Genomic DNA, 17,039 nt, shown 5'->3' with positions numbered 1-17,039 from the left:
CCTAGATCAGACCCAGCTTTCGTGCGGCGAGCACGGCGTCGCGGCGCTGGTTCACGCCCAGTTTGCGGTAGATGCCGCGCAGGTGTGTCTTCACGGTGTTGACCGAGACGAACAGCGAGTCGGCTATCTCCTCGGTGGTCCGCATGGACGGGAGTTCGAGGAGCAGATCGCGTTCCCGGCTGGTCAGCACGTCGGTGGAGGCCGTCGACGCGGCCGGCAGCGCTGTCATCGTTGTCGTGGCGAACGACTCCAGCCTGCCGAAGCGGCCGGCGCCGCGGGCCAGCAGGTCGCGCACGGGCTTGCCCGCGTTGAGGAACGGGCGTAGCGCGCCGGCGGGCTCCGCGGCGGCCAGTGCGCGCGTCACGGCCTCGTGTGCGCGCCGCTGGTCGCCCGAACGCTCGACGAGCACGGCCTCCAGCAGCCAGCCGTCGACGACCGTCGGTGCCGCGAGTGCGGGCAGGTCGCCCGAGAGCAGCGGTTCGACGATCTTGCGGGCCTGCGAAACGCGGGCGTGGTGGGTGTGCACGACCGCGCGCAGCACCGCCTCCTCGCCGCACGGGCCGAACATCGCCTCCATCTCGTCGGCCATCGTGGACGCCCACTGCTCGTCCCCCGAGCGCAACGCTATGCGCTGCACGGCCGGTGCTATGTGTGCGATGACCGGTGGTATCACCTGTCGTCCCGCCACGTCCTGCCACTGCTCGCGGATGCGGCCGACGACGGCCCGCGGGTCACCGGCCGTCGGGAACGACACGGCAGCGTCCAAAGTGGACACCGCCAGCCCGGTCGCCGGGTCGGGACGGTCGCCCAGTGCCCGCACCGCGCGGCCCGCGAGGTCGGCCGCGCGAATGTCGTCCAGCCGCAGATAAGCCTGCACGCCGACCAACGTGTAGGCGAGCGCGCACACGAAGTGCGACTCCCAGCCCTTCTCCTCGGCGAACTCGAGTGCCTCGCCGGCCTGCCTTGCCGCGGTGCGGATGTCGCCGGACGCACTCGTCAGCGCCGCCAGATGGACCTGGCAGTCGAGCACCGCGTGGTCGAACCGCTCCTGCCGTGCGATCGTGGCCGCGCGCACCAGGTCGTGTTCCGCGTTCGTGTGATCGCCGGACAGCAACGCCGCCACGCCGCGGTTGAGCAACGCGGCCACCTCCGCATCGGTGCCGCCACGCCCCGCCGCCGTGCGTGCCATCACCCTCAGCGCCTCACCCAGCCGCGCGTCGAAGCGTCCCCGCCGCAGCAACGCCGTCGCGTGCAGGACCCGCACCCGGTCCTGCCGCAACGCGAGCGGCTCGCCGCCCAGCGCGGTGAGCACGCGGTCCGCGGCCGCGACGTCACCCGCGTCCATCGCGACCAGTGCCGCGACGACGCCGACCTGTGGACGGGCCAGCACGTGACCTGGCACGGAGTCGAACACCTCGCGCAGCCGGCCGCTGCCCTCCCGCAACACCTCCGGCAGCACCGAGTGCTCGACGATCTCGGCGGTCAGCTGGTCGTCACCGGCCCGCAACGCGTGCCGCAGTGCCACGGTGGGTTCGTCGTTGCGGTGGTACCAGTGCGCCGCCGTCCGGTGCAGCGCCGTCTCGTCCGCCGGACGGGAGCGGCGCAGCTCGGCCGACAGATGAGCCCGCAGCACCGGGTGGCAGCGATACCACTCCGGCGCGGCTTCGAGCCTGCTCACGAACGAGTTGGTGCGCTCCAGTGCGTCCAGCACCACGCCGGGGCTGGGATGCCGCGTCAGCTCACCCGCGAGCTCCGCGCTCACGGTGTCGCACACGCTGGTCGCGACGAGCAGGTCCCGCACCCGCTGCGGATGCCGCGCGAGCACCTCTTCGCTGAGGTAGCGGCTGACGATCTGGTCCAGGCCGCCGAACATCAGCAGATCGTGCGGCCTGGCCGCGGTGGTGGCGAGGCGCATGACCGCGAAGCGCAGTCCGCCGATCCACCCCTCGGTGCGTCTCAACAGGAGGTCGATGTCGTCGGGGGAGAGCTGCAGCCCGTGCGCGGCGAGCAGCTCCTCTGTCTCGGTGCGGGTGAAGGCGAACTCGTGCGGCAGCACCTCGCTCAACCGTCCTTCCAGGTGCAGGCGGCCGAGGTGCAACGGCGGCGGGAACCGCCCCAGCAGCACCAGGCGCAGCCGGTCCGGTGGCCGGCGGGTGAGCAGGTCGATGCTCGCGAGCGCCTCGGCGTCGCGGATCTCGTGGACGTTGTCCAGCACCAGGCACACCGAGGCGGGTGCCTGGTCGAACGCGGCGATCACCGCCGAGGAGAAACCCGGTTCGCTCAAGGGGATCGCCTCGGACAACCCGAGGGCGTCGCGGAAGGCGGCCCGCAGCCGCACTGGTTCGTTGTCGTGCTCGTCGAGCGTCAGCCACGCCACTCGGTCGTCGCGCCGCCGCGCCCACTCCGCGAGCAGCGTGGTCTTGCCGCACCCAGGGGGACCGGTGACCACCGTGACCGGCGCCGACGACACATGTCCGTCCACTGTGGATAGCAGGGCGACACGTGTCACGACCGGTGTCGCCGTGGTGGGCAGGCGCAGCTTCGCCTGGCCGGTCTCAGGACTGTAAGGCTCACACTCCGAACTGTCGGACATTGCGTTTTGTCTCCCGATGCAGTTGGTCAGTGCATGATCGCGTGATCGAACCGCATCACCGCGAAGGCGGACATTCGGACTCGTTCGCCTTGTCAGAAACGGAAATCAGCCACAGTCCCCGGCCCACCACACCCATCAGCCGCGGAAGCAGGCTCAGGGTCGCCAGCGCCCCGGTCTCGCTGGTCGGGCCGCAGTTCTCGTCGCCGCCGGTGACGACGACGGCGAGGAACACGGCCACGGTCAGCACGATGCGCCGGGAACGGGAACGATCGGGTTGACGGCTCAAGATCGGTCACCTCCGCCGCCGACGCTGCTCGCCCGGACACGTGTGCGGCCTCCCCCGCGGCGGGCGGTACCGGCGGGCCGTGCGGGAGGGGGTTCACCTGCGGCGGGTGAAGCAGCGGGGGTCGGCGCCCGAAGAACCTTTGCCCCATGAGCCACCGACTTGCGCTGCGCGACCTGATCGACGTCGTCCGCCCCGCACGCCCCGTCGCCTCCGTCTACCTGGGATCGAGCCCGCTGCGGGCGTACCGGGCGCGCTGGCTGCGCCTGGCCGACCAGCTGCGCGCCGACGGTGCCGGCCCTGACCTGATCGACACGATCGGCGAAGTGCTGCAGCGAGCCCGTTCCCTGTACCCGACCGCCGACACGCTCGTGGCGTTCGCCGGCGAGGACCTGCCCGCGCGCGTCTTCCACACGCCAGGGCTGCGCCATCTGGACCTCGCCTGGTTCAGCTCACCGGCCCACGTCCTGCCGGTGCTCGGCTGGCTGCAGGACCGCCCGCCGCGCGTCGCCGTGACCGCGGGCCGGTGCAGCGCGGATCTGGTGGCCGGCAACGAACACGTCTCGTTGAACTACCCGGCCGAGACGTGGCTGGACGGCGTGCGGTCCGCTGCCGCCGCGTGCGCGGAGATGCTCGAACGCCAGGAGGCCCGGCTCCTGGTGATCGCGGGGGAGGACGAGGTGGTGGGCGCGTTGTGGGAGGCGCTGCCCGCCCCCGTCCGCCGCGACGTCGTGGTGCGCTGGACTGGTCGCGCTCTGACCCCGAACCGCATCGCCTCGGAGACCCGCGCCGCCGCCCGCACGTGGACCGAGGGCGTGCTGGCCGACTTCAACGACCGCGGCCGCGCCCGCCGGCTGGCCGTGGAAGGCGCCGACCAGACCCTCGCCGCGCTCGCCGCCGGCCGCCTGGACGACCTGATCGTCGGCTACCCGGAGGACGTCACCGCCACCGCCTGGTACGGTCCGGCCCCCACCGACGTCACGCGCGGCTGGTCTCCCTCCCGCCGCTGCGGCCTGCTGGCCGACGTGGCGGTCCGCGCCGCACTGCTGAGCCGCACGCGGGTGCACGTGATCACCGCGGGCACCCCGGCCGCACCGGCCGAGGGCATCGGCGGCCTGTGCCGCGCCCAGCTCGCCCTGGTGCGCTCATGACGACCGAACTGGTGCCGCTGCGCACCGCCTTCGACGTGGCGTGGCTCGGCTACCGGCGCGACCAGGTCCAGCACTACGTCGGCGTGACCGAACGGGACTTCGAACTGCTGGCCGCCGACCGCGACGCCTGCGAGGACCGCGCCCGCTCGCTCACGCGGGCCCTGGAAGCCGCGCGCGAGGAGAACCGCGCGTTGCGCGACCGCATCGAGCGTCTGTGCCGCCAGCCGCTGTCGCCGGACTCGGTCGGGGAACGTCTCCGCCACGCCGTCGACGCGGCACTGGCGGAGGCCGCCGCGATCGTCGAACGCGCGTCCGCGATCGAGGAACACGTGTGGTCCTCGGCCCAGCGGACCCACGCCGAACACCGCGACCTCCTGGTGACGACGCGCGAACGCATGAGCCGGCTGGTCCGGGAGGGCGAAGCCCGTCGCCGCGCACTGGACGAGGCCGCGGCCCGCCAGCGCGAGCAGGTGGCGGAGGACTTCGAGCTCGCGCTCACGTTGCGGCGCAAGGAGACCCTGCGGGACGCGCAGCTCGTGGAGGAGACCGCGCGGCTGCGGGCCGAGCGGATGGTGCGGGAGGCGGCGCGGCAGGTGGAGGTGCTGCGGGAGCACCGGGACCGGGTGGCGGACGTGCTGCGGATCGTGCACGCGTTGCTGGGCAAGGCGGCGGGGCATCTGCACGTCGGGGAGGGCGTGTGAGGGGCGTGGTGGGGCTGGGCGTGTGTGGTGGTGTGCCCACGGGCGGAGGGTGCGTGTCGGGCGTGCCGGAGTGGGTGGTGCCGGGTGGGTGTGGCGCCTTGCCCGCGGGCGGAGGGCGCGTGACGGAAGCGGGCGGTGCGTTGCCCTCGGGCGGAGGGCGCGTGTCGGGGGTGCCGGAGTGGGTGGTGCCGGGTGGGTGCGGTGCTTTGCCCGCGGGTGGAGGGTGCGCGACGAGCGCGGGTGGTGCCTTACCCACCGGCGGTGGCCGGTGAAGATCCTTCCCTTGGCGCTGGCCCAGTTCATCGCGAGCTACGCCGCCACCAACATGAACGTCGCCATCAGCACGATCGCCCACGACCTCGGCACGACGATCACCGGCGTCCAGACCATCATCACGATGTTCACCCTTGTGATGGCCGCGCTGATGGTGCCGGGCAGCAAGCTCACCGACATCTGGGGCCGCCGCCGGTGTTTCGTGCTGGGCCTGTCCATCTACGGTGCCGGCGCGCTGCTCGCGGCCCTCGCGCCCGGCCCCGGCGTGCTGCTGGTCGGGTATGCGGTGCTGGAGGGCGTCGGGTCGGCGTTGATGATCCCGCCCATCTACATCCTCGTCACCGCGCTGGCACCGGATCCGACGGCACGCGCCAAGGGGTTCGGCGCGGTTTCGGGCGCGGGCGGGCTGGGTGCGGCGGCGGGGCCGTTGCTGGGCGGTCTGATCACCACCGCGTTCAGCTGGCGGGCCTCGTTCCTCCTGCAGGTCGCGGTGGTGCTGCTGATCATCGCCCTGGCCAGGAACATCCCCAGGACGACGCCGAAGCCGACGAAGTTCGACCTCAGGGGAGCGGTGCTGTCCGGGGCGGGGCTGTTCCTGGTGGTGCTGGGGGTGTTGCGCACCAACGTCAACGGCTGGTCCGCCACCACGTGGCTGCTGATCGGCGCGGGTGTCGGGACACTGGGCCTGTTCGGGTGGCACATCACGAGAGCGCAGGACCCGCTGTGCGAGCCGAAGCTGTTCCAGGACCGCACGTCCAACCTCGGCCTGGGCACCCAGCTCGTGCAGTGGCTGGTGCTGCAAGGGACGTTCTTCGTGCTGTCCGTGCACCTTCAGCAGGAGCAGCACCTCAGCGCGATCGAGACCGGTGTCGCGCTGCTGCCCGCCACGGCCGGCATGCTGGTCACCTCCGCGCTGGCGGGGCGCCTGGCCAAGCGGTACGCGCAGCGCACGTTGATCCGCGCCGGGTTCGTGCTGACGATCGCCGGCACGTTGCAGCAACCGGTCGGGTTGTTCCTGCTGGGGGCCGGGATCGGGATCATGCTGACGGCTTCGGTGAACGTCGTGCAGTCGCGGTGGCCCGATGCCGACCAGGCGGACGTGTCCGGGGTGTCGCGTGCCGTCTCGAACCTGGGGTCCTCGTTCGGCACCGCGCTGGTCGGCTCGGTCCTCACCGGCGCGGGGCACCCGTACCGCGCGGCGCTCACGCTGCTGGTGCTCATTTCCGTGGTGGGGCTGGTGTTCGCGTTGTTCATCCGGAGCGACGGCGAACCGCGGCGAGGATGACCTTCAGCGCCACGCCCACCACCAGCAGGTCGCAGAGCATCTGCACGGTCATGAGGACCCGAGCCGCGGCCGTGACCGGTGCTATGTCACCGAATCCGACGGTGGCGAACACGGTGACGACGAAGTAGAGAGCATCGGTCCGGCTGAGCGGGAGGGTGAAGCTGCCGGGCTGGTGCCGTTCCAGCAGGAAGCACGCCTGGGCGAACACCAGCAGGAACAGCGGGACCACGAGCGCGAGCGCCTGGGCGCCCTGCCGGCCGGGGTGCTTGACGCGTCCGATCATCCGCACCTGCCACCACAGCACCAGCGCCACCAGCAGCAGACCGGCGACCAGCCGGAGCACGGTGAATCCGTCCTCCGGCCGGTCCATCGGCAGGCGGTAGTAGACCAGCAGCAGCACCCCGACAGTCGCTGCCGGCCGCACCACCGCCCAGGTCACCCCGTGGATCAAGAGGTGAACGTCTCCTTCAGCAGCTTCTCCTGGTCGACCGACAGGTTCGTGGTGATCAGGTGGGCTCCGGTCTGCTTGAACTGGTCGGCGACCTTGTCGACGACCGCGTACTCGGACATCACGAACAGCGCGGACGTGCCCGGTGTGACGCTCGCCCTGACCTCGCTGATGAAGTCGTCGTCGATGCCCGCCTTGGACAGCGACCCGGCGAGCGCGCCGACGCCCGCGCCGATCGCCGCGCCCAGCACCGGGATGAAGAAGATCAGCCCGAACAGCAGGCCCCAGAACGCTCCGCCGAGCGCGCCGGCACCGGTGAACCTGCCGATCTCCTTGGTCTTGGGGCGTTTGGCATCAGCCTCCCAGTAGACGTACGCCGCGTCGCGGATGGTGATCAGTTGCTGGTCCTGGAGCTTCTTCAGCAGATCGAGCGCGTTGTGCGCCCCTTCGGAGGTGTCGAACTTCCACACGGTCAAAGTGGCCATGACCGAAACTGTGCGAGAGACCCGCGGCACGAGTCCTCACCCGCGACGGGTGAGCCGGTCGTCGAGGGTGACGGCCGCGTCGATGAGCGCGAGGTGGGTGAACGCCTGCGGGAAGTTGCCGAGCTGCTCGCCGGTCAGGCCGATCTCCTCGGCGAAGAGCCCGAGGTGGTTGCCGTAGGTCAGCATCTTCTCGAACACCAGCCGCGCGTCGCGGGCCCGTCCGGACAACGCCAGCGCGGTCACGTAGTTGAAGGTGCACAACGAGAAGGTGCCCTCCGAGCCGCGCAACCCGTCCGGCGCGGCCTCGGTGTCGTAGCGCAGCACCAGGCTGTCGTGGACCAAGGCTTCCATGGCGGCCAACGCGTCCAGCCACACGGGGTCGCGCGGCGCCACGAACCCCACCTGCGGCAGCCGGAGCAACGACGAGTCGAGTGCGGTAGCGCCGTAGCGCTGCACGAAGGCGCCGGTCTTGCGGTCCCAGCCGCGGTCCCACACCTGGCCGTAGATCCGGTCGCGCACCGAACGCCAGCGCTCCACCGGTCCCGGCCGCCCCTCCGCGGTGGCGATGCGGATCGCGCGGTCGAACGCGACCCAGCTCATCACCCGGCCGTAGGTGAAGTCGGCGCGGCCCGACCTGGTCTCCCAGATGCCCTCCTCCGGCTGGTCCCAGTTGTGCGTCAGCCACTCCAGCTGCTCCAGCACGGCGTGCCAGCCGCGGTGCGAGATCCGCAGCCCGCACAGGTGCGCCGCGTGCACGCTGTCCAGGAACTCGCCGTAGATGTCGAGCTGCAGCTGACCCGCCGCGCCGTTGCCCGCGCGCACCGGTGACGACCCCCGGTAACCCTCGAAGTGCTCCAGCACCTGCTCGGCGAGGTCGGCCGACCCGTCCACCGCGTACATCACCTTCAGCGGGCCACCCTCCTGGCTGCGCTGGGTGAGCCATCGCCCGAACGCCGCCGCCTCCTCGGTGAAACCCAGGCGCAGCAACGACGACACGGCGAACGACGCGTCACGCACCCACGTGTAGCGGTAGTCCCAGTTGCGCTCACCGCCGAGCTGTTCGGGAAGTCCCGTGGTCGGTGCCGCCACCAGCGCTCCGGACGGCGCGTAGGTCAGCAGCTTCAACGTGATCGCGGACCGGTCGACCGCCTCGCGCCAGCGGCCCCGGTAGGTCGACTGGGCGATCCAGTTGTGCCAGAACGACACGGTGCTCTCGAACAGCTCCCGCGCCTGCGCCGCGGTCACGGCACGCGGTGGCCCGGCGACACCGGACTCCAGCACGATGCCGCGCGTCTGTCCTTCGACCAGCGACAGCGTGGCGCGCAGGTCCTGCGTGCTGGTGATCTCCCCGGACACCAGCCGGGGATCGCCGGGCTCGCGCACCGCGTGCAGCACCAGCCCGAACTGGCCGCAGTCGAAGATCACCCCGTCGTCGGTGATCCGGGCGCGATGGGACCGACGGCCGTAGTCGAACCGTGGCGCCACGTCGACTTCGAACGTCACGCGCCCGCGCACGCACCGCACGATGCGCACGAGCCGATGCCGGTCGGTCGCGTCGTGGTCGGGCAGCGGTGGCATGAAGTCGACGACCTCACCGGTGCCCTCCTCGGTCATGAACCGGGTGATCAGCACCGCGGTGTCGGGGAAGTAGAGCTGCCGTCCCGCGCCGGGGTGGCCGGCGGGCCGGATGCGGCAGAAGCCGCCGCGCTGCCGGTCGAGCAGGGAGGCGAACACGGACGGCGAGTCGAACCGCGGGCAGCAGAACCAGTCCACGGTGCCGTCGGTGGACACCAGCGCGGACGTCTGCAGGTCGCCGATCAGCCCGTGGTCGGCGATCAGTGGATACACCGGTTGTGTCGTCATGAGGACGAGACTCTCGGCGGGGCCGGGGCGGGTCTTCACCCGTCCGGACGGACCACCGCGCCTCCTCTCGCGCGAAACGGGTGAAGATCCGCTGCGGACGCCGGTGTCACGGTGGCCGGGCAATTCCCGTCCCGAGCGAACGGAGGCACGATGCGGGAGACAGGCTGGCTCGGCTGGATCTGGTTCGCGGGCATCATGATGATCGTCATGGGGTCGTTCAACGCCATTGAGGGGCTGGTGGCGTTGTTCCGCGGTGAGTACTACGTCGTCACCGAACACCAGGTGCTCGTCTTCGACATCACCACGTGGGGCTGGATCACGCTGCTGATCGGGATCCTGGTGGCGCTCGCGGGCGGCGCGCTGCTGTCCGGTGCCGCGTGGGCGAGGGTGGTCGCCGTGGTGCTCGCGGTCTTCAACGCGGTCGCGCAACTGGCGTTCGCGTCGGTGCACCCGCTGTGGTCCACGATCGTCATCGCCCTGTGCGTGACCGTCATATGGGCCGTGGTCGTCCACGGCCAGGAAGCCGACATCAACAACACGACGGCCAAGTACGAGTCGACCCACCGTTGATGCCGCGCGCACTCACGATCCTGCTCGGTGGTGCGGCCGCGGTCGTCGTGGTCGCCGGGGTGCGGGCGGTCGCGTGGCTGGTGGCGCCGGCGATGCTGGCGTTGCTGGTCGTCATCGCGATCAGTCCGGTGCACCGGTGGCTGCGCGACCGCGGCGCGCCGCCGTGGCTCGCGACGCTGACGGTGGTCGCGGGTGTGTACAGCGTGCTCGCGGTCGTCGCGGTGACGGTCGCGGCGTCCGGTGTGCGACTGGCCTCGATGCTGCCGGAGTTCGCGCGCGACGAGCTCGTCGCGCGCGCCGAGCGGGCGATCAACGGCCTCGACCGCGGCAGGTTGATGGGCGCGATCGGCGGGCTGCTCAACGAACTGACGAGCCTCACCACCAGCCTGGTGTTCCTGCTGGCGTTGCTGCTGTTCCTCGGCGTCGAGGTGGGCTGGGCGCACTCGCGGCTCGCCGACATCGCCGCGGACCGGCCGAACCTGCGGGAGGCGCTGGAGGAGTTCGTCCGCCGGACGCGCCGCTACATCCTGGTCACGACGATCTTCGGGTTCATCGTGGCCGTGCTGGACGCGGTGGCGCTGGCGGTGCTGGGCATTCCGCTCGCGCTGTTGTGGGGCGTGTTGTCGTTCGTCACCAACTACATCCCCAACATCGGCTTCATCCTCGGCGTGGCACCACCGGCGGTGCTGGCACTGCTCCAGCACGGCCCGCGCCGGGCGCTGGCCGTGCTGGTGTTCTACGTGGTGCTGAACTTCGTCGTGCAGTCGCTGATCCAGCCCCGGTTCACCGGGGACGCCGCGGGGTTGTCGACCACCGCGACGTTCCTGGCGCTGGTGTTCTGGGCCTGGGTGCTCGGCCCGCTCGGCGCGTTGCTGGCGGTGCCGCTCACCGTGCTGGTGAAGGTGCTGCTGGTCGACATCGACCCGGCGGCGGGCTGGGCGGCGGCCCTGCTCAGGCCGCCGCGAAAAGATGACATCCCCATGGCGCCAGTGCCACGTACAGGGGACTGAGGTCGTCCTCGTGCTCGTACACCATGCCGTCGAGCAGGTCGGTGTACTTGTGCAGCTCCACCGGGAGCAGGCCCTGGGCGGGCCGGTCGGAGAAGTTCACGACCACGACGTGCCGCGCACCGCCCGCGGCCGTCCACGACCACGCGAGCAACCGCCGGCACGACTGGTTGTCCGGCCAGCCCTCGGCGTCGAGCAGACGCCACTCGCCCCGCCGCACGTGGTGGTCGTGCACCACCGCGAGCAGCCTGCGGTACCAGGCGGCGAGGTCGTGGTCGAGCGGTTCGTCCGGTCGCCGGGCCAGGAACACCGGCGGCCGGACCCGCCTGCCCTCGAACTGGCCCTCGTGCCACAGCGTCGCGCCGGGCAGCGTCGCGATCGCCACGGCGGCGGCCCGCGCGGCGGCGGGTGAGAGCACGCTCGCGACGCGCGGCTCGTCCTGGTTCTCCAGGAACCGCACCAGCCTGACCTGGTAGCCGGGATCGGCCCGCAGGTGCTCGCGCACGCCCTGGCCGCTGACCAGCCGGTCGTAGAGCCGCTTGTCGTAGCAGAAGTTGAAGCCTTGCTGCTGCAACGCCCACTCCATGTCCCAGTACGCCTCGGCGATCAGCACGGTCTCCGGGTGGTCGGCGCGCAGGCCGCCGATCACCTCCGGCCAGAAGTCCTGCTCCGGCGCCGGTTTTCCCCACGTGCGGGAGAAGACCTCGTTGGTCAGCAGCATGGCCATGTCGCAGCGGATGCCGTCACAGCGGGCGGCGATGCCCGACAACGTCATCGTGGCGGCCGTGCGCAGGGCGGGGGAGAAGGCGTCGAGCTGCACGACGTCCGGCCAGGCCGGGAAGTACGGGTCCTTCCCGCGTTCGAGGTCGCCGTTCTCCTTGCGCACGAAGAACTCCGGGTGTTCCTCGACCCACGGGTGGTCCGGCGCGACGTGGTTCGGCACGTAGTCGAGGACCAGCCGCACGCCGCGTGCCGCGAGCTCGGCGCGTGCCTTCGCGAGGCCCTCGTCGCCACCGAACTCGTCGGCCACGATGTAGCGCCGCACGCAGTACGGGGACCCCATGACGTCCTCCGGCCGCAGGTCCGGCAGCGCCTCCTGGAACGACGCCCGCAGGCCGGGGTGGCCGTTGGCGATCGCCAGGCCCAGGACGCTGCGCTCCCACACGCCCATCAGCCACACGGCGTCGACCCCGGCCGGCGTGATCTCGTGCCAGGCGGACGCCGGGACCTCGCCGAGGGTGATCTGGCGATCGGCGGCCCGGGACAGCTCGCCCAGCCACACGGCGGTGTTGACCTCGTAGATCACGGGTTGCTCCGGCCAGCTCATCGCGCCACCTCCAGCGGCAGCAGGGCGACCAGCGCGGTCCAACCGGTCTGGTGGCTCGCACCGATGCCCGCGCCGTTGTCGCCGTGGAGGTACTCGTAGAACAACGGCAGATCCCGCCAGTGCGGATCGCGGAACCGCGTCTGTCCACCGTGGACCGGACGCCCGTCCACCCCCGTCCGGAACGTGTCGAGCAACCGCTCGGCGATGTCGTCCGCGACCTGGCGGAGGTTCAGGTACCGCCCGGAACCGGTCGGGCACTCCACCGTGAAACCGTCGCCGAAGTACTCGTGCAGGTGCCGCAACGCCCGGATGACCAGCACGTTGATCGGCAGCCACACCGGGCCGCGCCAGTTGGAGTTGCCGCCGAACATGCCGGAGTCCGACTCGGCGGGCAGGTAGCCGACGCGGTGCTCGACGCCGTCGACGGTCAGCACGTACGGGTGCTCGGCGTGCCAGCGCGACAGCGAGCGGATGCCGTGCGGTGACAGGAACTCGCCGGGGTCGAGCATCCGCGCGAGGATCCGGCGCAGGCGGCTCTCGTCGAACAACGAGAACAGCACCGGTCCGGTGGCGTCGGCCTGCGCGCCGTGGCCCCACAACGCGGCCCGCACGGCCGGGTGCCGGTCGAGGAAGCCGCGCATGCCGTCGATCAGCTCGGGGTGCTCGCGCCGGACGTCCGGGCTGATCACGGTCGCGGCGGCCAGCGGCAGCAGCCCGACGGCCGAGCGGATCTTCAACGGCGTGGACGTGCCGTCCGGATGGCGCAGCACGTCGTGGAAGAAGCCGTCCTCCTCGTCCCACAGCCCGCTGCCGACGTGGCCGGTGGCCGCCGCGATCCACGCGAGGTTCTCCAGCAGGGTGGCCGCCTGCTCGACCTCACCGAGTTCGAGCGCCATCTGGATGAGGTTCTGGCAGTACAACGCCATCCACGCGGTGCCGTCGGCCTGGTCGATCCGGCCGCCGGTGGGCAGGGGAGCGCTGCGGTCGAACACGCCGATGTTGTCCAGGCCGAGGAACCCGCCCTGGAACAGGTTCCGGCCGTCGGCGTCCTTGCGGTTGAGCCACCACCCGAACGCGCGCAGCAGCGGCGGGAACACGCGGGCGAGGAACTCCTTGTCGCGGTCGTACTGGTAGACGAACCACGCGGCCCACGCGTGCACCGGCGGGTTGACGTCGCCGAAGTTCCACTCGTAGGCCGGGATCTGGCCGTTCGGGTGCAGGTAACGGCGGCCGAGCAGCAGCTCGATCTGCTGCTTGGCGAGCTCGGGGTCGACGATCACCAGCGGCACGGCGTGGAAGGCCAGGTCCCAGGCGGCGAACCACGGGTACTCCCACTTGTCCGGCATGACGAAGACGTCCTGTGCCACCAGGTGCCGCCAGTTCTGGTCCTCGCCCAGGGGATCGACGCCTCGTTCGGTGAGCCAGCGCTCGACGTCGAACGCGTAGTACTGCCGCGACCACAGCAGCCCGGCCAGCGCCTGCCGGCACACCAGCCGTTCCTCGCCGCGCGGGTCACCGCCGAGCACCTCGTCGTAGAAGTCGTCCGCCTCGTCACGCCGCCGGCTGACGACCGCGTCGAAGTCCAGGAACGGGTCGCTGAGACTGGCGTCGCTGAGCCGGACCCTGACCGTGGCGGACCTTCCGGCCGGGAGGCGGATCTCGTGGTGAGCGGCGGCCTTCGTGCCGACGCCGTCCGCGGCGACCGCGGTCTGGTCCCCGTGGACCACCGCGCGTTCGATGCCGTCCTTGACGTGCGGGGTGACGTTGGGCGAGCCGAACACCCGCTCGTTGTCGGTCTCGTTCTCGGTCACGAGGATGGGCGCGGGCGGGTCGACGTACCACCACCGCACACCGAGGTCGGGGTGCTCGGCGCGCACCGTGCCCGGTTCGCAGACGTGCAGCGACGGCATGCGGACGTCGCCCGCCCACGACCACGTGTGCCGGAACCACAGCGTGGGCAACAGGTGCAGCGTCGCGTCCTCCGGCCCGCGGTTGTGCGCGGTGATCCGCATCAGCACGTCCTCGGGACCCGCCTTCGCGTACTCGACCTCCACGTCGAAGTAGCGGTCGTCGTCGAACACCCCGGTGTCGAGCAGCTCGTACTCGGGGTCGAACCGGGAGCGGGCGGCATTCGTGGCGACCAGGTCCTCGTACGGGAACTTCGCCTGCGGGTACTTGTAGAGCATCCGCAGGTAGGAGGAGGTCGGGGTGGCGTCGAGGTAGAAGTAGCACTCCTTGACGTCCTCGCCGTGGTTGCCCTCGCCGTTGGTGAGGCCGAACAACCGCTCCTTGAGGATCGGGTCGTTGCCGTTCCACAACGCCAGCGCCAGGCAGATCCGCTGCCGGTCGTCGCTGAACCCGGCCAGCCCGTCCTCGCCCCACCGGTACGCCCGGTACCTGGCCTGGTCGTGGGTGAACGACGTCCAGGCGTCGCCCGCGTCGTTGCCCTCCCTGACCGTGCCCCACTGCCGCTCGCTCAGGTACGGGCCCCACCTGCGCCACGGACCGGCGTCCTGCAGCCTCTGCTTCTCCGCGCTGACCACGTCGCCCACCTCTCGTTCGTCCGGAAAACCCAGGCTGGCCGGGAGATCGGGTCCGCCGGTTCACCTCGCGGGGGTGGTTCGGACGTCCGGTTGCCACCTGTGGCGGACGAGCTGGCCCCTCGCTTCCACACCCGTGGTGCGAGGAGGATGAGGGGCATGGCGACCGCGTTCGTGCTCGCAGGCGGTGGGAGCTTGGGCGCGATTGAGGTCGGCATGCTGGCCGCGCTCACCGGTGCCGGCGTCAGCCCGGATTTCGTCGTCGGCACCTCGGTGGGCGCGGCCAACGCCGCGTGGTTCGCGCTGCATCCGTCCGATGTGGACTCCCTGGTCGACCGGTGGGTCTCCCTGCGCCGCACCGACGTCTTCCCGATCCGGCCGGTGACCGGGCTGCTCGGCCTGCTGGGCGTCCGCGACCACCTCGTGCCGAACACCGCGTTGCGCCGGTTGCTGGAACGCTCGCTGGGCCAGATCGACCTGACCGGCACGGTGATTCCCGTCCACGTCGGTGCCACCGACGTGTTGTCGGGCGCGGAAGTGGTGCTGTCGAAGGGCTCCGCGGTCGACGCGGTGCTCGCCTCGACCGCGATCCCCGGCGTGTTCCCGCCGATGCAGCTCGACGGCCGTTACCTCATGGACGGCGGCGCGGTGAACAACAACCCGCTGTCGTACGCGGTCGACCTCGGCGCGGACCAGGCGTGGGTGCTGCCGACCGGGTACGCGTGCGACCTCACCTCGCCGCCGCGCAGTGCTCTCGGTGTCGCGTTGCAGGCGTTGACGTTGCTGGTCAACCACCGGCTGGCGGTGGACGTCGAACGCTACCGGGGCAAGATCGAGCTGCGGGTGGTGCCGGCGTTGTGCCCGCTGCGGGTGTCGCCCGGTGACTTCAGCCGGGCGCGTGAGCTGATCGACGCCGCGTACGCGCGCACTCGCGAATGGCTGGCGGCAGGGTGCCCGGCCGGTTCCGGGCACACCTGCGCGCCGACGGTTCAGTAGAAGCAGCCGGTCCTCGGCAGCGACGACGGCGCGGGCGGCGTGCGGCCGTCGTAGATCGCGAGCAGGAAGTTCTGCGGGCAGTAGGACGTCCCGTTGATCTTGATCGCGATGTGCAGGTGCGGTCCGGTCGAGTTGCCGGTGTTGCCCGTGGTGGCGACCCGTTGACCGGCCCTGACCGACGCGCCGTTCGCGACCGACCACGCCGAGAGGTGGCAGTAGAGGTAGTCGACGCCGCTCTTGACGATCCGCAGGCCGTTGCCGCAGCCGTTGGGCTCGGTGAGGCGGTAGGCGGTGCCGGTGACCATCGCGTACGCCGGGACGGTGTTCACCGGCAGGTCAATGGCGGGGTAGTCGTGGTGCGGGTCGTCGTACTCGCTGCGCGGCAGGGCGCTGCGGGCCAGCGGCAGGCTGTAGGCGCCGCCGCCGGACGACGGGGTGCCACCCACCAGGGCCTGCCAGGTGTTCGGGCCGACCTCGCCGTCGGCGGACAGGCCGTGCGCGCTCTGGAACGCGACCGCGGCGTTGTGCGTGCCGCCGCCGAAGTCGCCGTCCACGGACAGGCCGTAGCCGTAGCGGTCGAGCTGGACCTGGGCGGCGCGGACGGCCTCGCTGTTGTTGCCGCGCTTGACGCTCACGATCAGCTTGGGCCACGTCAGCGGGCCGATCTCGCCGTCGGCCGACAGCCCGGCGGACGACTGGAACTGCTTGACCGCGGCCTGGGTGCCGGAGCCGAAGTCGCCGTCGGCCGCGATGTTGTAACCGCGGTGGCGCAGCAGGTGCTGGGCGGTCAGGACGGTGTCGCCGGTGGCGCCGATCTTGACGTTCGGCCAGGCCGGCAGGGCGGCCTGGGCCGGGCTGACCAGTCCTATCAGGACGGAGAACGCGATCAAACCCGCAACGAGGATTCTCATGCCACGCACGCTAGGAAGCGACCGCCGCGGTCCGCCCTAGTCGCGAGACCAGTTGCGTGCGGTCGCGGCAGCCGAACTTCCTCAGCAGGTTCGACACGTGGTACTTGACCGCGCTGACGGTGATGAACATGGCGGCGGCGATCTCGGCGTTCTCCCAGCCCTCCGCCAGCAGCCGCAACGTCTCGCGCTCGCGCGCGGTCAGCGTGGCCGGCGGGGGATCGGGCAGCAGGGACGGCACCAGCCTCGGCGACACCCAGCCGCCGAACCGGTGCACGTCGTGGATCGCCCGCACGATGTCGTCCACCGGGTCGTCGGCGAGCACGAGGCCGGTGACGCCCGCCCGCAGCAGGTGGTCGACCGGGCCGACGCGGGACAGGACCGCCACCGTCCTCGGCCCGGTGGCGCGGGAGGCGTCGACCACCGTCACGTCGGCGGGGGTGCCGGGGCGGCACCACGGGGTCGTGGCGAGGCGCGAGAAGATCTGATCGGCCAGCAATGCGCTGTGCAACGACAGCGCGACCTGGATTGTCCGCATAGTCCAAGACGCTCGGCATAGGGCCGTATTTCTCCGTATCGCCTGCGTATAACGCCTGGTCGTTGTTACCG

15 protein-coding genes are annotated in these 17,039 nt (G+C 71.2%); 6 read left to right on the top strand and 9 right to left on the bottom strand.

The window, feature by feature from the left end; translation table 11 throughout:
* Window position 1: 1 nt before the first annotated feature.
* Together ACWEIJ_RS40510 and ACWEIJ_RS40505 are read right to left on the bottom strand one after the other, a co-directional pair.
* A complete protein-coding gene (locus tag ACWEIJ_RS40510; RefSeq protein ID WP_449842593.1) occupies window positions 2-2,593 on the bottom strand; it encodes a LuxR C-terminal-related transcriptional regulator in 2,592 nt (863 codons plus the stop codon).
* Window positions 2,594-2,648: 55 nt separating this feature from the next.
* Window positions 2,649-2,831, bottom strand: a complete 183-nt coding sequence (locus ACWEIJ_RS40505) for a hypothetical protein (RefSeq protein ID WP_449842592.1) — start codon at window positions 2,829-2,831, stop codon at window positions 2,649-2,651.
* Between the two features lie 194 nt (window positions 2,832-3,025).
* Between ACWEIJ_RS40505 and ACWEIJ_RS40500 the strand changes: the two genes are divergently transcribed.
* The 3 genes from ACWEIJ_RS40500 to ACWEIJ_RS40490 all read left to right on the top strand — a co-directional run bounded on the left by ACWEIJ_RS40500 (window position 3,026) and on the right by ACWEIJ_RS40490 (window position 6,286).
* Window positions 3,026-4,027: a hypothetical protein gene (locus ACWEIJ_RS40500; RefSeq protein WP_449842591.1), complete on the top strand. Its 1,002-nt coding sequence runs from the start codon at window positions 3,026-3,028 to the stop codon at window positions 4,025-4,027.
* The gene (locus ACWEIJ_RS40495) at window positions 4,024-4,728 is read left to right on the top strand and encodes a hypothetical protein (protein WP_449842590.1); all 705 of its coding nucleotides are present in this window, start codon (window positions 4,024-4,026) and stop codon (window positions 4,726-4,728) included. The genes ACWEIJ_RS40500 and ACWEIJ_RS40495 overlap by 4 nt, the downstream gene beginning before the upstream one ends.
* 268 nt (window positions 4,729-4,996) lie before the next feature.
* Window positions 4,997-6,286, top strand: a complete 1,290-nt coding sequence (locus ACWEIJ_RS40490) for an MFS transporter (RefSeq protein WP_449842589.1) — start codon at window positions 4,997-4,999, stop codon at window positions 6,284-6,286.
* Here ACWEIJ_RS40490 and ACWEIJ_RS40485 read toward each other — a convergent pair.
* From ACWEIJ_RS40485 to ACWEIJ_RS40475, 3 genes are read right to left on the bottom strand one after another with little or no spacing between them, the layout of a single operon-like run.
* Window positions 6,252-6,737, bottom strand: coding sequence for a potassium channel family protein (locus ACWEIJ_RS40485; protein ID WP_449842588.1), 486 nt, complete (start codon window positions 6,735-6,737; stop codon window positions 6,252-6,254). The genes ACWEIJ_RS40490 and ACWEIJ_RS40485 overlap by 35 nt on opposite strands.
* On the bottom strand, window positions 6,734-7,219 hold the full coding sequence (locus tag ACWEIJ_RS40480) for a DUF1269 domain-containing protein (protein WP_449842587.1): 486 nt from the start codon (window positions 7,217-7,219) through the stop codon (window positions 6,734-6,736). The genes ACWEIJ_RS40485 and ACWEIJ_RS40480 overlap by 4 nt, the downstream gene beginning before the upstream one ends.
* A 36-nt stretch (window positions 7,220-7,255) precedes the next feature.
* Window positions 7,256-9,082, bottom strand: coding sequence for a glycoside hydrolase family 15 protein (locus ACWEIJ_RS40475; protein ID WP_449842586.1), 1,827 nt, complete (start codon window positions 9,080-9,082; stop codon window positions 7,256-7,258).
* A 150-nt stretch (window positions 9,083-9,232) separates the two neighbouring features.
* Between ACWEIJ_RS40475 and ACWEIJ_RS40470 the strand changes: the two genes are divergently transcribed.
* Together ACWEIJ_RS40470 and ACWEIJ_RS40465 are read left to right on the top strand one after the other, a co-directional pair.
* Window positions 9,233-9,652 (top strand): DUF7144 family membrane protein, encoded by a 420-nt coding sequence (locus ACWEIJ_RS40470; protein WP_449842585.1) that lies wholly within the window; start codon window positions 9,233-9,235, stop codon window positions 9,650-9,652.
* Window positions 9,652-10,662, top strand: a complete 1,011-nt coding sequence (locus tag ACWEIJ_RS40465; RefSeq protein WP_449842584.1) for an AI-2E family transporter — start codon at window positions 9,652-9,654, stop codon at window positions 10,660-10,662. The genes ACWEIJ_RS40470 and ACWEIJ_RS40465 overlap by 1 nt, the downstream gene beginning before the upstream one ends.
* Here the strand turns inward: ACWEIJ_RS40465 and ACWEIJ_RS40460 are convergent.
* A complete protein-coding gene (locus ACWEIJ_RS40460; RefSeq protein WP_449842583.1) occupies window positions 10,604-11,986 on the bottom strand; it encodes an alpha-amylase family glycosyl hydrolase in 1,383 nt (460 codons plus the stop codon). The genes ACWEIJ_RS40465 and ACWEIJ_RS40460 overlap by 59 nt on opposite strands.
* On the bottom strand, window positions 11,983-14,529 hold the full coding sequence (locus tag ACWEIJ_RS40455) for an MGH1-like glycoside hydrolase domain-containing protein (protein ID WP_449842582.1): 2,547 nt from the start codon (window positions 14,527-14,529) through the stop codon (window positions 11,983-11,985). Before ACWEIJ_RS40455 ends, ACWEIJ_RS40460 begins: the two co-directional genes overlap by 4 nt.
* Window positions 14,530-14,685: 156 nt before the next feature.
* Here ACWEIJ_RS40455 and ACWEIJ_RS40450 point away from each other — a divergent pair, with 156 nt between their 5' ends.
* On the top strand, window positions 14,686-15,522 hold the full coding sequence (locus ACWEIJ_RS40450; RefSeq protein WP_449842581.1) for a patatin-like phospholipase family protein: 837 nt from the start codon (window positions 14,686-14,688) through the stop codon (window positions 15,520-15,522).
* On the opposite strand, the gene ACWEIJ_RS40445 is transcribed toward ACWEIJ_RS40450, so the two are convergent.
* Window positions 15,516-16,433, bottom strand: coding sequence for a peptidoglycan-binding protein (locus tag ACWEIJ_RS40445; protein WP_449842580.1), 918 nt, complete (start codon window positions 16,431-16,433; stop codon window positions 15,516-15,518). The genes ACWEIJ_RS40450 and ACWEIJ_RS40445 overlap by 7 nt on opposite strands.
* Before the next feature lie 10 nt (window positions 16,434-16,443).
* On the bottom strand, window positions 16,444-16,968 hold the full coding sequence (locus ACWEIJ_RS40440; protein ID WP_449842579.1) for a helix-turn-helix transcriptional regulator: 525 nt from the start codon (window positions 16,966-16,968) through the stop codon (window positions 16,444-16,446).
* Between the last annotated feature and the right edge of the window lie 71 nt (window positions 16,969-17,039).

It is taken from the genome of Lentzea sp. NPDC004789 (genome assembly GCF_053601075.1).
This window is presented reverse-complemented; position numbering and strand designations above follow the sequence as displayed.

What these genes read in the sequence shown, in the direction of transcription:
- ACWEIJ_RS40510 (WP_449842593.1), bottom strand. Translation starts at nt 2,593, where the DNA reads ATGTCCGACAGTTCGGAGTGTGAGCCTTACAGTCCTGAGACCGGCCAG.
- ACWEIJ_RS40440 (WP_449842579.1), bottom strand. Translation starts at nt 16,968, where the DNA reads ATGCGGACAATCCAGGTCGCGCTGTCGTTGCACAGCGCATTGCTGGCC.
- ACWEIJ_RS40475 (WP_449842586.1), bottom strand. Translation starts at nt 9,082, where the DNA reads ATGACGACACAACCGGTGTATCCACTGATCGCCGACCACGGGCTGATC.
- ACWEIJ_RS40450 (WP_449842581.1), top strand. Translation starts at nt 14,686, where the DNA reads ATGGCGACCGCGTTCGTGCTCGCAGGCGGTGGGAGCTTGGGCGCGATT.
- ACWEIJ_RS40465 (WP_449842584.1), top strand. Translation starts at nt 9,652, where the DNA reads ATGCCGCGCGCACTCACGATCCTGCTCGGTGGTGCGGCCGCGGTCGTC.
- ACWEIJ_RS40445 (WP_449842580.1), bottom strand. Translation starts at nt 16,433, where the DNA reads ATGAGAATCCTCGTTGCGGGTTTGATCGCGTTCTCCGTCCTGATAGGA.
- ACWEIJ_RS40460 (WP_449842583.1), bottom strand. Translation starts at nt 11,986, where the DNA reads ATGAGCTGGCCGGAGCAACCCGTGATCTACGAGGTCAACACCGCCGTG.
- ACWEIJ_RS40470 (WP_449842585.1), top strand. Translation starts at nt 9,233, where the DNA reads ATGCGGGAGACAGGCTGGCTCGGCTGGATCTGGTTCGCGGGCATCATG.
- ACWEIJ_RS40495 (WP_449842590.1), top strand. Translation starts at nt 4,024, where the DNA reads ATGACGACCGAACTGGTGCCGCTGCGCACCGCCTTCGACGTGGCGTGG.
- ACWEIJ_RS40500 (WP_449842591.1), top strand. Translation starts at nt 3,026, where the DNA reads ATGAGCCACCGACTTGCGCTGCGCGACCTGATCGACGTCGTCCGCCCC.
- ACWEIJ_RS40480 (WP_449842587.1), bottom strand. Translation starts at nt 7,219, where the DNA reads ATGGCCACTTTGACCGTGTGGAAGTTCGACACCTCCGAAGGGGCGCAC.